General features: G+C 68.3%; 18 protein-coding genes and 1 tRNA gene. 9 read left to right on the top strand and 10 right to left on the bottom strand.

Annotation, left to right across the window (positions count from 1 at the left end; genetic code table 11):
* Positions 1–174 precede the first annotated feature (174 nt).
* Positions 175–660 (top strand): PaaI family thioesterase, encoded by a 486-nt coding sequence (locus ACCP09_RS23990; RefSeq protein ID WP_017985571.1) that lies wholly within the window; start codon positions 175–177, stop codon positions 658–660.
* 201 nt (positions 661–861) lie between these two features.
* On the opposite strand, the gene ACCP09_RS23985 is transcribed toward ACCP09_RS23990, so the two are convergent.
* The 5 genes from ACCP09_RS23985 to ACCP09_RS23965 form a co-directional block, all read right to left on the bottom strand.
* A complete protein-coding gene (locus ACCP09_RS23985; RefSeq protein ID WP_433750386.1) occupies positions 862–3,372 on the bottom strand; it encodes a tetratricopeptide repeat protein in 2,511 nt (836 codons plus the stop codon).
* A 13-nt stretch (positions 3,373–3,385) separates the two neighbouring features.
* Positions 3,386–4,342 carry a glutamate ABC transporter substrate-binding protein gene (locus ACCP09_RS23980; protein ID WP_027933475.1) on the bottom strand — a complete coding sequence of 319 codons (957 nt, stop codon included), beginning with the start codon at positions 4,340–4,342 and terminating at the stop codon, positions 3,386–3,388.
* Positions 4,342–5,733, bottom strand: a complete 1,392-nt coding sequence (locus ACCP09_RS23975) for a hypothetical protein (protein ID WP_433750382.1) — start codon at positions 5,731–5,733, stop codon at positions 4,342–4,344. The genes ACCP09_RS23980 and ACCP09_RS23975 overlap by 1 nt, the downstream gene beginning before the upstream one ends.
* A 161-nt stretch (positions 5,734–5,894) precedes the next feature.
* Positions 5,895–6,098, bottom strand: a complete 204-nt coding sequence (locus ACCP09_RS23970; protein WP_017985575.1) for a cold-shock protein — start codon at positions 6,096–6,098, stop codon at positions 5,895–5,897.
* A gap of 183 nt (positions 6,099–6,281) precedes the next feature.
* Positions 6,282–7,946 (bottom strand): thiamine pyrophosphate-binding protein, encoded by a 1,665-nt coding sequence (locus ACCP09_RS23965; RefSeq protein WP_433750507.1) that lies wholly within the window; start codon positions 7,944–7,946, stop codon positions 6,282–6,284.
* Between the two features lie 99 nt (positions 7,947–8,045).
* Between ACCP09_RS23965 and ACCP09_RS23960 the strand changes: the two genes are divergently transcribed.
* The 3 genes from ACCP09_RS23960 to ACCP09_RS23950 all read left to right on the top strand — a co-directional run bounded on the left by ACCP09_RS23960 (position 8,046) and on the right by ACCP09_RS23950 (position 9,690).
* On the top strand, positions 8,046–8,453 hold the full coding sequence (locus ACCP09_RS23960) for an acyl-CoA thioesterase (protein WP_027933472.1): 408 nt from the start codon (positions 8,046–8,048) through the stop codon (positions 8,451–8,453).
* 462 nt (positions 8,454–8,915) lie between these two features.
* A complete protein-coding gene (locus ACCP09_RS23955; RefSeq protein ID WP_123684561.1) occupies positions 8,916–9,281 on the top strand; it encodes a hypothetical protein in 366 nt (121 codons plus the stop codon).
* The gene (locus ACCP09_RS23950; RefSeq protein ID WP_037324132.1) at positions 9,274–9,690 is read left to right on the top strand and encodes a hypothetical protein; all 417 of its coding nucleotides are present in this window, start codon (positions 9,274–9,276) and stop codon (positions 9,688–9,690) included. Before ACCP09_RS23955 ends, ACCP09_RS23950 begins: the two co-directional genes overlap by 8 nt.
* On the opposite strand, the gene ACCP09_RS23945 is transcribed toward ACCP09_RS23950, so the two are convergent.
* Entirely contained in the window at positions 9,687–10,025 is a 339-nt protein-coding gene (locus ACCP09_RS23945; protein WP_400986700.1) for a P-II family nitrogen regulator, read from the bottom strand. The two genes, ACCP09_RS23950 and ACCP09_RS23945, sit on opposite strands and share 4 nt — an antisense overlap.
* Positions 10,026–10,137: 112 nt before the next feature.
* Between ACCP09_RS23945 and ACCP09_RS23940 the strand changes: the two genes are divergently transcribed.
* The 3 genes from ACCP09_RS23940 to ACCP09_RS23930 all read left to right on the top strand — a co-directional run bounded on the left by ACCP09_RS23940 (position 10,138) and on the right by ACCP09_RS23930 (position 11,802).
* Positions 10,138–10,210, top strand: a tRNA-Lys gene (locus tag ACCP09_RS23940).
* A gap of 229 nt (positions 10,211–10,439) precedes the next feature.
* Positions 10,440–11,000: a hypothetical protein gene (locus tag ACCP09_RS23935; RefSeq protein ID WP_433750376.1), complete on the top strand. Its 561-nt coding sequence runs from the start codon at positions 10,440–10,442 to the stop codon at positions 10,998–11,000.
* Between the two features lie 4 nt (positions 11,001–11,004).
* On the top strand, positions 11,005–11,802 hold the full coding sequence (locus ACCP09_RS23930; protein WP_433750373.1) for a hypothetical protein: 798 nt from the start codon (positions 11,005–11,007) through the stop codon (positions 11,800–11,802).
* A 12-nt stretch (positions 11,803–11,814) separates the two neighbouring features.
* On the opposite strand, the gene ACCP09_RS23925 is transcribed toward ACCP09_RS23930, so the two are convergent.
* Positions 11,815–13,332: a hypothetical protein gene (locus ACCP09_RS23925; RefSeq protein WP_433750370.1), complete on the bottom strand. Its 1,518-nt coding sequence runs from the start codon at positions 13,330–13,332 to the stop codon at positions 11,815–11,817.
* 499 nt (positions 13,333–13,831) lie between these two features.
* Between ACCP09_RS23925 and ACCP09_RS23920 the strand changes: the two genes are divergently transcribed.
* Complete coding sequence (locus ACCP09_RS23920) at positions 13,832–14,155, top strand: hypothetical protein (RefSeq protein ID WP_433750367.1); 324 nt, start codon at positions 13,832–13,834, stop codon at positions 14,153–14,155.
* Between the two features lie 386 nt (positions 14,156–14,541).
* On the opposite strand, the gene ACCP09_RS23915 is transcribed toward ACCP09_RS23920, so the two are convergent.
* Complete coding sequence (locus tag ACCP09_RS23915) at positions 14,542–15,006, bottom strand: DUF6881 domain-containing protein (RefSeq protein ID WP_433750364.1); 465 nt, start codon at positions 15,004–15,006, stop codon at positions 14,542–14,544.
* Between the two features lie 666 nt (positions 15,007–15,672).
* On the opposite strand from ACCP09_RS23915, the gene ACCP09_RS23910 reads away from it, so the two are divergent.
* A complete protein-coding gene (locus ACCP09_RS23910) occupies positions 15,673–15,948 on the top strand; it encodes a hypothetical protein (protein ID WP_400986696.1) in 276 nt (91 codons plus the stop codon).
* A gap of 29 nt (positions 15,949–15,977) precedes the next feature.
* Here ACCP09_RS23910 and ACCP09_RS23905 read toward each other — a convergent pair whose 3' ends face one another.
* Together ACCP09_RS23905 and ACCP09_RS23900 are read right to left on the bottom strand one after the other, a co-directional pair.
* A complete protein-coding gene (locus ACCP09_RS23905; RefSeq protein ID WP_433750361.1) occupies positions 15,978–16,625 on the bottom strand; it encodes an enoyl-CoA hydratase-related protein in 648 nt (215 codons plus the stop codon).
* Positions 16,622–17,212, bottom strand: a complete 591-nt coding sequence (locus ACCP09_RS23900; RefSeq protein WP_027933467.1) for a TetR/AcrR family transcriptional regulator — start codon at positions 17,210–17,212, stop codon at positions 16,622–16,624. The genes ACCP09_RS23905 and ACCP09_RS23900 overlap by 4 nt, the downstream gene beginning before the upstream one ends.
* Between the last annotated feature and the right edge of the window lie 297 nt (positions 17,213–17,509).

Below are 17,509 nucleotides of genomic sequence, written 5' to 3'. Positions count from 1 at the left end.
CCTGTCGTGGTTTTTGTCTCTTCGAAGCCGGGGTGGCCAGACGTTTTCGCGGTAGAACCGGTTACCGTGTCCGGTGTGAGCGACAAGCGCCGACCTGCGAATCCGTGGCCGCCGGTCCAGACCGAACAGCCGGAAATCCACCCCAAGGCGCCCGGACCGGGCACGAAGCTCGAGATGCACTACGCCGAGTGCTTCGGGTGCGGGGAGGTCGACAACGGTCTGCACATGCACTCCACCGTCGGTGACGCCGGAGTCGTGTACTCGCAGTTCCCGGTCACGAGCGCGCACCAGGGCGCGCCGGGGCTCGCCCACGGCGGACTGCTGGCGTGCGCGTTCGACGAAGCGCTCGGCTCGACGGTCGGCAACCTGCTCCGCCGACCCGCGGTGACCGGCAAGCTGGAGACCGACTTCCTGCGGCCGGTCCCGGTCGGCACGACGCTGTTCATCGCGGCGCGCGTGGACGGCGTGGCGGGCCGCAAGATCTACGCGAGCGCCGACGGGCACCTCGACTCCGCCGACGGCCCGGTGGCCGTGCGGGCGCGGGGACTGTTCGTCCAGGTGGGACTGGAACACTTCACGACGCACGGCGATCCCGAGGCGCTGCAGAAGTTCGCCCCGGCACGGACCAAGGGCCGCGAGGAGTGGGACATCAATCCCTGACGCTGGGGCGGGTTTCGGACCGGTCAGCTCGGCGGGGTTGGGCCACCTCCGGGACGTTCAGCGGCAAGCACGGCGCAGCGAGTGGCGAACACGCCTGCACTCAACCTTGGTCCGGCCCGCGCATCCGCCGCCCAGGCGGTGGGCGGCTGCTCCCGGCGGCGTGTCTGGCGCCCCGGATGGCGGTGTGCCGGCGGGCGCGGGTCAGGTGAGTGTGCGCGGGCGCACCGAGTTGGCCCGGTCGACCAGTTCGATCCGCTCGCCCGTCGTGTGGGCCAGTCGCGCCAGGGTGCGGTAGCAGCGTTCCAGTCCGAATCGGATGTCCCGTTCGGACAGATCGCAGCCCAGCACCTTCGCGCTCGTCCGGTATCCCGGCGGCGCGCCCTGCACGTACGTGAACGCCGCCTCCAGCACCTCCGCCGAGATCCGCGTCCGCCGCTCGGCGTCCAGGCGCAACTGCTCCAGCTTCACGCCCGCGTCCACCAGATCAGCCTCGCTGACCGAGGTGTTCGGTCCGCTCGCCCTGGTCTTGATCTTGATAGCCGCCACCTGCGCCGCCACGTAGTGCGTCGACGCCGAGGGCACCGACTCCAGCACCTCGATCGCGCCCGCCCGCGCGCCCTGCGCCAGATACACCCGCGCCAGCCCGAACGCCGCGCTCACGTACGCCCGGTCGGTGCGCCACACCTGCTCGTACAACCGCGCCGCGGTGAAGTAGTCGCCGATGCCCTCCGCGCTGACCGCCAGCGCGAGCTTCGGCGCGATCTCGCCGGGCAGGTCGTCGTACACGGTCTCGAACGCCACGTTCGCCACCCGCGGCCGCCCGCCGGCAAGCTCGATCAGCCCCCGGTGCCAGTCGATCCGCCAGTCGTGCGGGTACCCGGCCCGGATGGCCAGGTACTGCGCCGCCTGCAGCTGGCGGTTCGCCTCGGCCAGCTCGCCCAGCTCGATGCGCGCGCGGACGATCCGCAGCCGCACCTCGATCGAGTCCGGCGGGGCACCGGCCAGCGCGTCGATCGCGGCGCGCGGGTCGACGGCCGTCGTCGTCGCCAGCACACCGGCCGCCGGGTCGTCGGTGTCGACCTGCGGGATCGGCAGGCCGGACACCACCTCGACGGCGTCCGGCATCGGCACCGTCCAGCCCGCCTCCGGCACCACCAGGTCCACGCCGAACGTGTTGGTCTCCGGACCGAACACAGTGGACACAGCGGGCCGCGGTTTCCCGGTGCCCATCGAGATGATCTCGCGCAGCACACCGGCGAGCTGGTCGGCCATCTCCTCCGCCGACAGGAACCGGCGGTCCGGGTCCGGGTGTGTGGCGCGCTTGAGGAACCGGTAGTACGAGCCGAACAGCTTGAACAGCGGGATCTCGTCCGGTGTCGGCAGCCCGGCCTTGTACTTCGTGGTGTAGCCGTTGAACTCGAAGCTCAGCACGGCCAGCGTGCGGCCGACGGTGTAGAGGTCCGACGCGATCGACGCGCCGTGGGTGGTCAGCTCCGGCGCGCTGTACCCGGTGGTGAAGAACAGCGGGCTGGTGTAGTCGTCGATCCGCCGCACCGCGCCCATGTCGATCAGCTTCAGCTGCTCGTGCGTCTGGATCACGTTGTCCGGCTTGAGGTCGCAGTACAGCAGACCCTGGCTGTGCAGGTACCCCAGCGCGGGCAGGATCTCCAGCCCGTACGCGATGACCTGCGCGATCGGCAACGGCTCCGGCCGCCCGGCGGCGCGCTGGTGCGCGAGCGCGAGCTGGCGCAGCGACTGGCCGCCGATGTACTCCATCACGATGTAGCCGATGGCGTGCCCGGTGCGCGCGTCCGGGTGCTGGACGAAGTTGTAGATCTTGACGATGTTCGGGTGCTCGACCTCGGCCAGGAACCGGGTCTCGTTCACCGCCGCCGCGACGGCCGTCGGGTCGCCGGTGTCGATCAGTCCTTTGAGGACGACCCAGCGGTCGTTGACGTTGCGGTCCTTGGCGAGGTAGATCCAGCCGAGCCCGCCGTAGGCGATCGCGCCGAGCACCTCGTACTGCCCGCCGACCAGGTCACCCGGCTGCAGCGTGGGCAGGAACGAGTAGGCGGTGCCGCACTTCTCGCACACGCCCTCCGGGCCGGCCGAGCCGCGGCCGACCTTGGCGGAACAGTTGCCGCAGTACCGCTTCTCCTCCGACACCACCGGGTTCGTGAGGACCGCCGACGCCGGGTCGCGGTAGGGCACCGGCGGAACCTCGACCAGGCCGGCGCCGAGACGGCCGCGCCGGGTCCGCCGCCCGGTGCGCCGCGAGGTGCCCGGGAACGCGCCGGTGCCGGTGCCCGCTCCCGTGCCCGGCCCGGTGCCGGGCTGGCTGCCCGAGCCCGTGTGACCGCTGGACCGCTCGGGCAGCACGCTGTCGGTGCCCGGGTCCGGCAGCACGGCCGGACCGCTCGGCTCCGGCGGCGGCGCGGGCGGCCGGATCATCTCGGTCATCGGCGCCGGGGAGGCGAGCACGCTGGTGAGCTGCACGTCGTCCGGCTGCACGGGTTCCGCGGGCGGGCGGACCGGCTCGATGATCTGCGTCTCGGCGGCCGAGGGCACCGGTTCGCCGATCGGCGTCGGCCGGGCGCCGCTCAGCTCGTCGGCAGGCCTGTTCCACCCGGTGCCGGGCTCGTCGGCGAGCGAACCGGTGATCGGCCGGTCGTCCTGCCGCGCGTGGCGCGGGCGACGCTCCTCTTCGGACACTGTGGACACCCCCTCAGCGGTAGGACACGGACGGCGGCGAACCCGGTCCGAGCGCCGGCTCGATCCAGTACTTGTACGTGTTCTGCCAGGCGCTGCCGTTGCGGACGTTCTCCAGCACGGCGTTGACGAACCGGACCATGTCGTCCTGGCCCAGCGGGATGCCGACGCCGTAGAACTCCCGCGTGAACGGCTCGCCGACGACCTCCAGGTTGGGGTCCTGCCGCGCCATGCCCGCGAGGATCACGTCGTCGGTGGAGATGGCGTCGACCTGGCCCTGCTGGATCAGCACCAGGCAGTCCGACCAGTTGTTCACCGACACCGGCACCGGGCGCGACGGTGCGCTGCTGATCGTCGACAGCGAGGTCGAGTTCTTCGCCGCGCACACCCGCTTGCCGCCGAGGTCCTGCAGGCCGCGGATGCCGGAGTTCTTCGCCGCCAGCACCGCCTGCCCGGCCTGGTAGTAGGGCGCGGAGAACGCGACGTCCTTCATCCGCGTGCAGGTGATGCTGTAGGTCCGGACGACGATGTCGACCTGGTGGTCCTTCAGCACGTCCTCACGAGCCGACGACGGGATGGCCACCCACTGGATGTGCCCCTCCCATCGGCCGAAGATCGACGCCGCGATCTGCTTGACGATCTCGATGTCGAAGCCCTCCAGGTTGCCGCTGGAGGGGTTGAGGAAACCGAACAGGAAGTTGGTCTGGTCGACCCCGGCGATCAGGCGGCCGCGGTCGCGGATCTTGTCCATCGTGGACCCGGACGGGATCGAGCCGTTCGGCGAGAGGCTGCGCGTGTCGCAGTTGTTGTCCGCGCCGCTGCCGCTGCCCGTGTCCCCGCCGCCGACCCCGGCGGGCAGCGGCGCCTGCACGTCACCGACCGGCGCCGGGTCGGCCGGCGTCCCGGCGCTGCCGCAACCGGCGGCCAGCAGCGCGACGGCCGCCACGAGTGCGGCCACCTTCCCCCGAGCCATCAGCGGTACTCCCTCAGCCTGTCCCTGATCCCCATCGTGGCGCCGGCCGCGGCGACCACCGCGAGCACCGCGAAGCCGGGCGCGAGCAGCGTCAGCGCGCGGTCGGCGCCGCGCGTGTCGTCGAGGAACGCCTGCCTGCCGTGCCCGATCGCGGCGACCAGCGCGTCGTCGAGGTTGGCGAACGTGGTGGCCGCGCCGCCCTGCACCGACGAGTCGACCGCAAGCTTCACGGCGTCCGAATAGGCGCCGTCGACGTCCTTGGCGCGGATCTCCTGGTGCGTGTTCAGCCACCGCTCGGCGCTGTCCGCCGCGCCCTGCACCTCGCGCGCCATGTCGCCGGTGGCGAACCCGCGCGCCTCGTTCAGCAGGCCGGTGACCTGCGGCGCGAGCGTGTTGAAGACCTGTTCGTACGATCCGCCGTCCCCGCGCGCGACCAGGGTCAGCATCTCGTTCGCCCTGGCCTGCAGCGCCGCGATACGGGCGCGGACCAGCACGTCGACCTGGTGGCTGCCGTCCTCGTCACCGCTGCTGACCAGCACGCTCTGCACCGTCACCGCGACCCCGCCCCAGAGCAGCGCGAGCACCGTCGCGGCGGTGGCCACGACGAGCCCGACGTTCAGCACGCGGTTGGTCTTGCGGGTCAGGTAGACCTGGGTCGTGATCAGCGCCGCGAGCAGCGCGAGCACGAGGAACGTGGTGACCCACGGGAAGCTGCTCGCGTCGTCCTGTTCCTCGGCCAGCCGGTCGGTGTCGATGCGGTACAGGTCCTGCGCGGCGGGCAGGATCGTGGTGCGCATCAGGCTCGAGGCCTCGAGCAGGTAGGACGAGCCGACCGGGAAGCCCTGCCGCTTGTTCGCGCGGGCGGTCTCCACCAGGCCGGTGTAGACGGGCAGCTGGCGGGTCAGGATCTCCACCTGCGCCGCCGCCTCGGGCACGCCGGCCGAGTCGGACGCGGCCTTGGCGAGCGCGACGCCGGCGCGCGCGATCGCGGTGTCGTACCGCTGGCGCAGCGACGGCGGTTCGACGCCGATCGCGAGGAACGCGCTCGCCGCGGTCGCGTCGGCGTCCGACAGCGAGCGGTACACCTCCTGCGACGCCGCGGCCAGCGGCTCGCGGTGGTCGATGAGGTCGTTGATCGTGTTCTTGCGCTCCTGCAGCGTGATCGTCGCGACCACGCCGGTGACCAGCGCCAGTACGACGAGCCCGACCGCGATCACCGTCAGGCGGCCCGGGGTGGTGCGGGCCGAGTGCGCGATCCCGCGTACCGCGGCGCCGGGCAGCTCGAACAGGCCGGCCAGGCCACCGCGCGGGGCGTTCGGGGGCGCGGCGGGTTCCGGCACTGCACCGCCGGGGCCACCGGGCACGGCAGGCCGCGTCGCGGTAGCAGTCATCGGTTCCACCCCTCGCCCTCGAACCACACCCGCATGAAGGTACCGGACGGCGCGATCTTCCGGACCGAGGTCGCCGGGATTGCGCACACCGCTTCGAAGGGCCGGAAAACGAAGGCAGCCCCCGCCTCACGAAGAGGTGGGGGCTGCCGTTCGAAGTCGAATCAGAGGACGTTGACCCCGGTCGCCTGCGGGCCCTTCTGGCCCTGGCCGATCTCGAACTCAACCCGCTGGTTCTCCTCCAGGGTGCGGAAGCCGCGGCCCTGGATCTCCGAGTAGTGGACGAAGACGTCGCCGCCGCCATCGTCGGGAGTGATGAAGCCGAACCCCTTCTCGGAGTTGAACCACTTCACGGTGCCCTGAGCCATGAAAAAATCTCCATATACTGCAAACAAAACGGCACACCGCTCCGGTGCGCCGGGTCAATGACGGATCGGTTTGCCTCCCCGAGTGGGGAACCACTACGCCCGCCAAATCTTGCGAGCGTGCCTGAACACGAACACAAAATCTTCGAAGACCGACACCAGTAGATCACAGATCCGTCGCGAACGCTAGCTCTTGCGCGGCCGCTGGAACAGCGCGGACAGCCGGGTGTCCGGATCGATCACGTCCGGATCGGTCCGCACGTCGATCACGCTCGGCCGCTGGTGCTGCAGCGCCCGCCGCATGGTCGGCTCCAGCTGCTCGGGCGATTCGATCGTGTAGCCCGCCGCGCCGAACGAGCGGGCCCAGGCCGCGAAATCCACCGCGGTGAGCGACACCCCGTTCAGTCGGCCGTGCTTGGCCGCCTGGTGCATGGCGACGTCGGCGTACAGGCCGTTCTGGAACACCACGACGAGGATCGGCGCGCGGTACCGCACCGCGGTCTCCAGCTCCTGCCCGGTCATCATCGCCGCTGCGTCCGAAATCACCGCGACCACCGTGCGCTTCGGGGCGGCCAGCTTCGCGCCGAGCGCCGCCGGCACGGCGTAGCCCCGCACCCCGTCCGGCGGCTCGATCTGGGTGTTCGGCTCGGTGAAGCACCAGTACCGGTGCACGAACCGGGCGGTCTTGTCCGAGTCCGCGGCCACCACGGTGTCCTCGGGCGCCACCTTGCGCAGCACCCGCACCACGTCGGCCGGGTGCACCAGCGGGTGGTCCGGGCTGGTGCGCGGCGGGGTCATGTGGGTATGCGTGGCCGCGTTGGCCGCCGAGCTGCGCCGCGACCTGGCGACGCCGACCGCGACCAGCTGCCGCAGGAAGGGGCCGACCTCGCAGTCGATGCGGAAGGTCAGGCCGCGCCGGTGCGTGGCGGGCAGGCCGGGGCCGATCACCACAAGCGTCTGCGCGGGCAGCGGGTACCGGTTGTTCTGCGTGGTCACCTCGTCCAGGCGGGTGCCGATGGCCAGCACCACGTCGGCCCGCTCCAGCGCGTCCAGCTGCCCCGGTGGGATGCCGACCCCGAGGTGGCCCGCGTAGCGCGCGTGGTTCTCCGGGAAGCTGTCCTGGCGGCGGAACGCGGTGTAGACGGCCAGGCCGAGCTGCTCGGCGGCGGCGATCAGGTCCTTGCGGGCGCTGCGCCCGATGCCGCCGGCGATCACCACCGGGTAGCGCGAGTCGGCCAGCAGGGCGGCGACCTCGTGCGCGGACCGCAGCACCGCGCCGGTGTCGTCCGGGCGCTGTTCCGGCTCCGGGATGACGCCGTCGAACGGCGCGACCCAGAAGTCGGCGGGCACCGCCAGGATCGCCGGCCCCTTGCGCCCGTCGCGCGCGGCGCGGGCCGCCTGCGCGGCGAGCACCGGCACCTGCGCGGCCGTCTCGGCGCGGCCGGTCCACTTCGCGAACGGGCCGAACAACGTCAGCGGGTCCAGCTCGGCGAGACCGTCCTGGATGCCGGGGCCGGCCAGCCGGACGCTCGCGCGGTCCTCGACCAGCACGACCATCGGCGAACCGTCCTGGTAGGCCGAGCGCACGGCGACCAGGAAGTCCGCGATGCCCGGGCCGGGGCCGCCGAGCAGCAGCGCCGGGACCTCCCGCAGCTTGCCCTCGGCCTCGGCCATGAACGCGGCGCCGGTGTCCTGGCGCGCTGTGACCAACGCCATCAGCGGCTCGAACCGGAGCGCGTCGAGCAGTTCCAGGAACGCGTCCCCGGCCACGGTGTAGGCACGCCGTATCCCGGCGTCGACCAGCACGCGGACCGTGATCTCGGCGACGGTCCATCCCTCTTGGTACCCGATGGGAAGAGGTTCCCAGCGCGGCGCTACTCCGGTCAAGTGATCTTGAGATTCCCTACGAGTGAACGATCATCTCAGAGTAGAGGCCCTAAGCTCCCGGCCGTGACCTCGTACCCGCACTGGCAGCAGGTTCCCACCCGCTGGAAGGACAACGACGTGTACGGGCACGTCAACAACGTCGTCCACTACGCCCTGATGGACACGGTCATCAACACCTACCTCATCGAGCGCGGCGGGCTCGACATCCACGACGGCGGCGTGATCGGGCTGTGCGTCGAGTCGCACTGCAACTACCACGCCTCGGTCGCGTTCCCCGAGGTGCTGTCGATCGGCCTGCGTGTCGCGCACCTCGGCCGCAGCAGCGTGCGCTACGAGATCGGGATCTTCCGGTCGGACCGGGGCGAACCGGTCGCCGAGGGTCACTTCGTGCACGTGTTCGTGAACCGCGAAACCAGGCGCCCGGTGCCCGTCGAGGGGAAGCTGCGGGAGTCGCTGGAGGCGCTGGCCTGACACGGGCAGGCGCGCTGCGGGCAGCGGCCCGGCGGCCGCAGGCCCGGCACCCGGTCCGTGGCCATGGCGAAGATCGTCGTGAATATCCGTTCCGGGTTTCCGCGCCAGTTCAACTGGAAGATCACCCGATCCCCCTCGATCGCTACCACTGCCCTGCCCACGTGCCATGGTCCTCGCGGGCGACGGCCGGTCGCACCGCCGAACCGGCGGCGTGACAAAGGTTTCAGGTTTACGGACAGTGAGCCCCGTCGACTTTCCACCACCCGTTTGCCGCGTCTTTCCGGGGCGCGGGCCCCTCTGCACAGGTCACCGCCGTGTCCGTGGCACGGGCCCGGTACGGCCATCCGGGTGGACGGGAAACCGGTGGGTGATTTTCCGCTGGCCCAGCTCCTCTCAGCTGGTGCCGCGCGCCACGCGGCTAAGCTGCGACCGGTAATGGCGTTCGACGGTGGGTGAGGACCGGTGATCACTGGGTTCGGCGTGGCCGTCGCGGTGAGCGCGGCGCTGGTCGCCGTGTGGGCCTTCGTGTCCGCCGCGCGGGGCCGGGAGCCGGGGCGCGCGCTGCTGGTGGCGCTCGGGGTGGTCGAGGTCCTGCTCGTCGCGCAACTGGTCGTCGGGGTCGTGCTGCTGATCGGCGGCGACCGGCCCGGCAGCATGGTCACGTACCTGGCCTACCTCGTCGGGTCGCTGGTGATCCTGCCGGTCGGGGCGGCGTGGGCGCTGGCCGAGCGGAGCCGGTCGAGCACGGTCATCCTGGGCGTCGCGTGCCTGGCGATCCCCGTGATGGTCGAGCGGATCCACCAGATTTGGAGTGCCGGGCATGGCTGAGCCTTCGGAGCGGGGGACGCGGCGCACCGCGGCGACGGGGCCGGGCCGGATCCTGGTCGCGGTGTACGGGATCTTCGCGCTGGCCGCGACGTCCCGCGCGGCGGTGCAGATCTCGACGAAGTGGCACGAGGCGCCGCTGGCCTACACGCTGTCCGCGCTGGCCGCGGTGATCTACATCGTGGCGACGGTGGCGCTGGCCCGCCGCGGCGAGGGTTCGTTCCGGCTTGCCGTGGCGGCGATCGGGATCGAGCTGCTCGGCGTGCTGGTGGTCGGGACGCTGAGCGTGTTCGACCAGGAGGCCTTCCCGGACGCCACGGTGTGGTCCGGTTACGGCGAGGGTTACCTGTTCATCCCGCTGGTGCTGCCGGTGATCGGCCTGCTCTGGCTGCGGCGGACGGCTCGCCGCTAGATGGCGTCGGACCCGCGCTCGCCGGTCCGGACCCGCACCACGGTGTCCACGGGGGTCACCCAAACCTTGCCGTCGCCGATCCGCCCGGTCCGGCACGCCCCGACGACCGCCTCGAGCGCCCGCTCCACGACTTCGTCGTCCAGCAGCACTTCGACGCGGAGCTTCCGCACGAAGTCGACCTCGTACTCGGCGCCGCGGTAGACCTCGCGGTGCCCCTTCTGCCTGCCGTAGCCCTGCACCTCGGTCACGGTCATGCCGAGAACCGCGAGCCGCTCGAGCGCCTGCCGAACGTCGTCCAAGACGAACGGGCGCACCACAGCGGTAAGCAACTTCACCCGACGCACCCCTTCTTCCCGCGCGTCCGGCCACACTAGAAGCGCGCACGCGGCGGGAAGCGCACCCACCCCAGGCCGGAGGGGCGGGTGATGGTCGCTAAGCTGAGCTCACGGGGCGTTAGCTCAATTGGTAGAGCTGCGGACTTTTAATCCGTAGGTTCTGGGTTCGAGCCCCAGGCGCCCCACTCTTTCGCCTGGTCAGCGGGGTTGCGGGGCGCCCGGGACAAGATCATCTCCCCGCTTTATCCCCACTTTTGCCCCTGGACGGGTTATCCAGGAGCCCTTCGAGGACGGCCGCGTCTTCCGGAACGTGTGCGAGGTGACCCACAGGAACTCCTCACGGCCCCGCGTCTGCCGGATCACCCGCAGCACGTCGCACCTGCCGCCGAGCGCGCGTTCTTCGGGGTCGGCCCGGTGAGCATCGGCGTGCCGTACCGCTACCAGACGACCGACCGCGAACGCCCGCTGATCGCCGCCGAGGACGCCGAGACCACCAACCAGCTCGAAGCGCTGTTGACCGCGCTCTCGCTCGCGACCTCCCGCTACCAGATCGAGCCCGACCGGACCGAGCCGCCGGCCGGAGACACGGTCGTCGTGTGCGGTCCGAAGTCCGCTCCCATCGGCGCTGACCTGCTCTCCCGCGATCCCGCCTTGGCGATGACCGAGGACGACGGCCGGTCGTGGATCGAGCAGCGCGAGGACGGCACGCGGATCGGGTCGCCTTCCGACGAGCCCACGCCGCAGTCGGCCGACGTGGCGTATGTGGCCCGGCACGTGATCGACAACTGTGTGATCGTCCACATCGCGGGTATCCATGGCATCGGATCACTCGGCGCGGCGCACTACCTCCGAGCGCATCTCGCCGACGTGTTCCGGCAGGTCGGGCAGCGGCCGATGTCGCTGGTCGTGCGAGCGACCTACGACGGGCTGACCATCACCGACAGCGAACTTGCCGCAGGACCCTACGTTTGGTGAACACATGCGAGTCACAACCGCGCAGCTCCCGCCGATGGAGGAGAGCGCCGACAAGATCTTCGTGACCCCGCACGCGGTCATCCTTCTCGACGGCGCATCCGCCTTCGTCCCGGTGCTCGTCCCAGCCTCCGCCTACGCCGACTACCTCGGCCGCTTCCTCGCCGACGCCCTCACAGGTGATCCGACCGCCGACCTCCAAGCAATCCTGGCCGAAGGCATCAAAGCCACCGCGGCCCACTACGACCTTCGCGCAGGGGAGTCCCCATCCAGCACGGTCACGATCGCCCGCGAACGCGACGAGCACCTCGACGTGCTCCTCCTGGGCGACAACACCGTCATCCTCCCCGGCGGGGAGATCCTCACCGACGACCGCATAGACCGCCTGGACCGCGAACCCCGCCGTAGGTACCGCAAACGCCTCGCCGCCGGCCACGGCTTCGACGAGGAACATCGCCGGTTGCTCCGCGAGTTACAGCGGCAGCAGGCGCAACACCGCAACAAGCCAGGTGGCTATTGGATCGCCGAAGCTGACCCATACGCTGCCGCGCAAGCGCTCAGTTCACTCCGGTCCAAGGACGCCACTCCGTGGTTAGTCATTACTAGCGACGGCGCCTTCAACACAATAACTCACTGCGAAAACATCGAATGGGACTTGATTTCCGTCACCAGCCCACCCGAACTGAAGCAACTGCTTGAGTCCGGGAAACGATGGGAAAGCATGGTCGACCCCGGAGCGCGACATTTACCTCGCGCGAAACGCCACGATGATAAATCAATCGTCGTAATTCGATTGCGTGAATAATTAATGGAAGTGCTAGACGTGGTCGGATTGACCATCTGCACCACGATGCAACTCATCCGCAAGCTCACGATCACGCAGCTTCGACGATGATTCTTTCCTACGCGCGTCAACCAGCCGTGCAGCTATCGAGACGCGATGCTTTTCGGAAGCAAGCTCCGCAGCCCTGTTCAACTTTTCGCGAATCTCGTCGGAATACTCAGCATCGGTGTATGCAATCGCCAAAAGCCAAGCGACCTTGACGTCCTCGGCCAACTGGTATTCGGGCAACTGTGCGAGGATTCCATCCCACAGTTTGCTGCTTCTGACAAGCTTAACTTCAACTAGTGCTTGCGCCGACCAGCCTCGAGTGAACTTGAAGTCCACTGGTCCCCTGCCAGCGTTCGCTTCGCCGGCTAGCCCGATCTCCTGCGACCTGCAGTAGTGGATAACGACAGACCTGAAGAGAGCCTGAACCGCTCGCTCTGCCGCCCCTCTGCCTGTCTGCCAAAGCAATTCCCACGCGTCTGAGTGCTCGATCCCATGAACGTACGAGTCAACAATTGATTCAACGAGCTTCGGGAAATCGTCGACCCCTTCCGGCGAGACCTTATTCGCGGCTACGTGCTCGATGACACCGCCTTCTCCGTACCAATTGACCAAGACTTTTGGATCCTGCTCGATCGGATAGGGCTTCTTCTCCAAAGTCTCGACGTGTCGCAGATACAGCGCGACAGCATCGGGATTCTCCCGAGCTAGCCGGGCCTTCTCCCGCCTGTGAACGTTTCTGGCGATGTCGAAGTTAAAATTTCCGCGCAATTCAGCACCAAGAGTCGCCCACGAGTGAGTCCAAAAATCGTTCGAGTTCGCAATTGGGAGATCCCGCAGGAATCGCTCCGGGACGAGCAGAGTAGGAATTTTTCGCGAGCGGGCTACTCCTCTTCGAACATAAAGAACTTCATTTACGGGCAAATCATGGCACTCGTCGTTCCACTTGCAGAACTCTTCAGACCACGATGCGTTCTTGACCAAGATCCTCTCAGTAGCAATTTGAGGATATTTCTCGCACACCTGCTTGGTGTATCGGATAAAGTAGCTTTTCAGTACATTACACACTGAGTCGCTGATGCGATCCGGGCCCATCCCCCCTTGAAAGAGCCCGATGGTCTCCATATGAGCTATCCGCGTCATACCGACGTTCACTGCGGACTTTGCACCACTCAGCATATCCTCCTGCAAGCCCTTCGCGGAACCAGAGCCCAACGGTGATCCTTCAGCTACTCCGAGGCAAAACTCGTATGGCTCCGGGAAGAGCAGCAGCTGTGCAGCCTTTTTCCAATATGGACTAGACTCGACCCCCCTAGATTCTCTAATCAAGTCGAAAACCATGTTGAAGAAGTCGAGAAGGTGCGCATGCGCATCCTTCCAAAATCCGTCCTTCTCTTCCCAAATCAAGAAAGGGTCGACATATAGTGCGGTGTCAAGGGGCAGTAGAGCATCGTACCAATCATCGAATTTATCACGATCAATGCGGTACTTCTCCGTGAACTTCATCGAACCCCTATCACTCGGACATCAAGTCCGAATACTGACGCATCCGAGCAGGCCTCGGAAAGGAATGATCACATTTCGTTACCAATTTCGCTCGAATGTCGCAAAGACATTGACTACAACTTCGAATGCGATCGGTTGCGACACCCGTCGCAACGAGAGCCCAATCAACGCATACGCTTGCCGAAATTAGCTCTATGGAATCAAGAGCGCTCGGCCTGCCGCTCCGCTTCGGCCGGCGGCACGAGCACGAAGCGCCGGTCACCCTCCGCTGGCACATGCGTAGCGGAAGTGGCGTCCCAGGCGACCAGATCAGCATGGCGTGGGAGTGGGTAGCACCGGTGTCAGCCGCTGGTGGAGCAACGATTGGCGCATTAACCACGTGGCTAGCCGGATTTGGCAGCCGAAGGCATGCCGCGACCTTGGCGCGTGAAGAACGGCGTCAGCAGCGTTTCGCCGACGCATACATCGAGCTACTGATCACAGTCGAAGCGATGGGGCAGTGGCTCAACTCGTCAGACCGATGCTCGACGGTGGACAGGTTCCGCCAACACTTCCCACCTTCGAACAGCAAGCACGGGTCCAAGCACTGCTGGCGGGCCACGCGACTCCGGAGGTCAAAGCCCTCTTCCAGACCTACAGCGATGCCGTTTTGGAGATCATCAAGGTCGACCAGTTGCCTGGCGACCTCATCCAGCATGGCGACCGCGAAATCGGCGTCAGCCGGGGGGAGCTGTGGCAACGCCTGGACACAAAAATTACGTCCTGCGGAGGAAGCAGCACGGAAGCGCTCGCCGACCGGGTTTCAGCCGAGCTCAGAGGCTAGTGGGCTTCCGGCGGCCAGGGCTCCGCCCTGGACGCGGCACCGCTTCGGAGATCAGGGGAAGGCCCCGGTGACCTCCTCGCAGCGTATGAAGAAGATCATCAAGAAGTGCGCGGCTGGGTTGCCCGCTGCGGTGATTGGTGTCCGGCACCTCCTCACGGCAGCGTCGAGCTGAGCCCACCAGTGCACTCCCGGATTAAGATCATCCCCACTTTTTCCCACGAAACGACGGCAGACGCCGAAAAGCAGCCCGCGACGGCGAGCGTTTGCACTCGCGATCTGTGCAGCTCATCACTACTGTCGGCAACCAACGGCAGACGGCCCGCCGAGTGGTCAACTAATCCGTAGGTTCTGGGTTCGAGCCCCAGGCGCCCCACTCTTTCGCCTGGTCAGCCGGGCTGTGGCGGTTCGCCTGTCGATCTCGGTGCCGCTTTACTGCCGTTTTCGGCCCACCCAGCACGTTGAGGACCTGGGCCGGCCGCCGAAACAGCACGCGCGGAAGCCTCCTCGATGCACATCAGGGCACCGGGATAACTGGCGGTTCCACGTGTGCTTTCACCTGGGCATAGTGGCCACGACGGAGGAGGTGCGCAACCATCTCGGGGCTCTGCCCCGGACCCCGGCACCGCTTCGGAGATCAGGGGAGCGGCTGCGATCTCTTCGAGGGGTGGTTCTGGCTCCTGGGCCAGAAACGTCGTTCCGATGGAAGTCGACTCATCCGCGTAGTCCTGGCGGCCGTCCCGGTACAGGTCCACCTTCCGGGCCTCATAGCCGTCGTCGCCGGTCTCGCTGTAGAGGAGAACCGGCTGGTCAGGGTAGTCGTGGCGCCAGATCACCTTCTTGTAGCTGGGCATCGGTTCTCCCTCGTGCTTGTCCCTGCTGAGGTGATCTCCTCGCGGCGCGGGTTGAGCACTGGTCACCCACAAAATCGTTTCCCCGCGTTTCCCCACGAAACGACGGCCCCATCGACAAACAGCCCGCCCCGCCCTGCTTCCCTCGCTACGACCTCCGCCTCGGCCAGCGCAGGTCGATGTTGGGGCATCGCCGGTACCACCAAGCCAGCTCGAGAGGCGCGAGCGGATACGGCAGGGTGCGCTTGGCGTATTCACGGTCCGCCGAGGCAACCAGCCGTCTCAGACGGTCGGCTGCGAACGCAGGTAGCACGCGCATGACCTCTTCCAGCTCCGATCTGCAGTACGGCATCCCGCAACAATCGGAGTGGTCCGTCGCAGGCCAGCCGTGTCGAGCGGCCTCGCACCACTCGTCGAACATCCGAGCTGTCCAGCCGGGTGAAGGCTCGGCACTTGCGATGTAGTCGTGGACCACCGGAGACAGGCCCCGAATCTGCCATCGTCGGTAACGCCGTGGACGGCAGGAGAGCGCGGCACGCACCGCGCCTGCGGACCTACGCGGCATCGTCCTTTCGGGAGATCGTCACGCGCCCATCTTGGCACTCTTCAAGCCTGCGCGGTGAGCGTGCCGCTTGCCGTCGCTGGTGCCGCGGCGTCAGAATCTCTCGGATGAGCGCGGTCCAGGACCTGATCGACGACTTGCTCCTGCTTCTGCGCACGGGCGAGCAGGACGTCTCCTGGACCCGCTACGAATCCGTCGACCAACTGATCGCCGAGTTGGAGCGGCTTCGTGCGCGGGGCGACGACGCGGCGGGCGAGGTTCGGCGGTTGTGCCTGCCCACCGGCGTCATCGACGAGATCGCCGTCTCCAGCGGCTGGTCCGAGGCCTGGCTGCGGCTCACCACCGGCAAGCACCGGGACGTGCTCTCCCCCCAGCACGGGTAACGGCCGTCCTCAAGGGACGGTCGCAAACCTCAGGCGCGCAGGGCGGACACCGCCGCCGCGAACATCGTCGACTTGATCGCGCCCAGCGTGCCGGGGTCCTTGCCGGCCAGGGGGCGCACCCTTGCCACCGCCCGGTCGCGCAGCTCGGCCTCGCTCGCGGTGTCGTCGACCAGTCCGAGCTCCCGCGCCTCCGCGCCGCCGAAGCGGGTTCCCGTGGTCATCGACGCGATCGCGGCGGCCGGGGTCAGCTTGGCCTGGATCAACGCCGCCATACCGGGGGTGAACGGGATGTTGATGTCGGCCTCCGGGAAGCAGAAGAAGCCCCGGTCGGCACGCATGATCCGGAAGTCGTGCGCCATCGCGAGCATCGCGCCGGCCCCGAACGCGTGGCCGTTCACCGCCGCGATCGTGGGCACCGGCAGCGTCAGCACGCGCGCCAGCAGGTCCTGCACGTCGGCGACGTAGGTCTGCGCCTGGTCGCCGTGCGCGGAGAGCCAGTCGAGGTCGAGGCCGTTCGAGTAGAACTTGCCGGTGCCGATCGTGACCAGCGCGGACGAACTCCCGACGACCGTGTCGAGCGCGGTGTGCACGCTCTTCAACCAGTCCGGCCCGAACCGGTTCTCGTCGGCGCCCAGGTCGAGGACGTACACCGGGTCTTCGAAATGCAGCACGATCATCCCTTCGGTCGAAGTGGCACAGCGAGAACAGCCCGCACGGCGGCGGCGAGCCGGTCCCGGTTGTCGGCGCCGGTGTCCAGCCCACGCCGGAAGAACGCGGTCGGCAGGTCGACCACACACGTCGTCATGACCTCGACCGCAGCCGCGTCCCGCCGGTCCCACATCGCCCGCGACAGCCGGATCAGCAACGCCACCACGCGCTTGTCCAGTGCGAACAGGGCGTCGGCGAGTTCGGTCGGCAGGCCGGGGCCGAGGAGCTGGTCCTTGTCGACGGTCAGCAGCATCCGGGCCGCGTGCGGGCGGCGCTCGGCGAACACAGCCGGGGCGTCGGCGGCGGCGACCACCGCGTCCTCGGCCGACGCGGCGGCATCGGCGAGTTCGGCCTGCAGGTCCAGGAAGTCCGTCGCCGCCCGCAGCCACACCCGGCCGAGCAACGCCGCGATCGAGCCGAACGCGTGGTAGATCGCCCCGTTCGACACGCCGGCGGCGCTCGCCAGGCTGCGCACGGACACCGCGCCGTCCTCGGCGACCAGTCGCTCGGCGGTGTCGAGCAGCCGGTCGAGGTCGTGCACGCGTGGCCGTGGCATGACCGGACAGTAACAGAGCACCTGCTCTAAAACTAGCGGCAGCGGTCACAGCGCGGCTCGGGGCGCCAGGCGCCGGCCTGCGCGTCGAGTTCACGGCGGACCTGCCACCGCGGCTTGAGGTTCCCGGACGCGTCGTGCCGCGGCGTGCCGAACACACGCATTTCCCGCCGCCGCCGTCCGCACCGGGGACACCGCACGCGCTGGAACACGCGGCGGCTCACCGTGTCGCTCCGGCGCCATCTCGACATGTCGCCCCTTCCCGACCCGGAAGTCGGACGGGCCGGAGGGCCCGTTACC

The organism is Amycolatopsis sp. 3B14 (assembly GCF_050958625.1).
Classification (GTDB): Bacteria; Actinomycetota; Actinomycetes; order Mycobacteriales; family Pseudonocardiaceae; genus Amycolatopsis_E; species Amycolatopsis_E thermoflava.
The sequence above is the reverse complement of the archived record's forward strand: the minus strand, read 5'-3'. Positions and strand labels throughout refer to the sequence as shown.

Coding starts and splice junctions, on each gene's coding strand:
- ACCP09_RS23990 (WP_017985571.1), top strand. CDS start 175: ATGCACTACGCCGAGTGCTTCGGGTGCGGGGAGGTCGACAACGGTCTG.
- ACCP09_RS23980 (WP_027933475.1), bottom strand. CDS start 4,342: ATGGCTCGGGGGAAGGTGGCCGCACTCGTGGCGGCCGTCGCGCTGCTG.
- ACCP09_RS23975 (WP_433750382.1), bottom strand. CDS start 5,733: ATGACTGCTACCGCGACGCGGCCTGCCGTGCCCGGTGGCCCCGGCGGT.
- ACCP09_RS23970 (WP_017985575.1), bottom strand. CDS start 6,098: ATGGCTCAGGGCACCGTGAAGTGGTTCAACTCCGAGAAGGGGTTCGGC.
- ACCP09_RS23950 (WP_037324132.1), top strand. CDS start 9,274: ATGGCTGAGCCTTCGGAGCGGGGGACGCGGCGCACCGCGGCGACGGGG.
- ACCP09_RS23930 (WP_433750373.1), top strand. CDS start 11,005: ATGCGAGTCACAACCGCGCAGCTCCCGCCGATGGAGGAGAGCGCCGAC.
- ACCP09_RS23925 (WP_433750370.1), bottom strand. CDS start 13,332: ATGAAGTTCACGGAGAAGTACCGCATTGATCGTGATAAATTCGATGAT.
- ACCP09_RS23915 (WP_433750364.1), bottom strand. CDS start 15,006: ATGCCCAGCTACAAGAAGGTGATCTGGCGCCACGACTACCCTGACCAG.
- ACCP09_RS23910 (WP_400986696.1), top strand. CDS start 15,673: ATGAGCGCGGTCCAGGACCTGATCGACGACTTGCTCCTGCTTCTGCGC.
- ACCP09_RS23905 (WP_433750361.1), bottom strand. CDS start 16,625: ATGATCGTGCTGCATTTCGAAGACCCGGTGTACGTCCTCGACCTGGGC.
- ACCP09_RS23900 (WP_027933467.1), bottom strand. CDS start 17,212: ATGCCACGGCCACGCGTGCACGACCTCGACCGGCTGCTCGACACCGCC.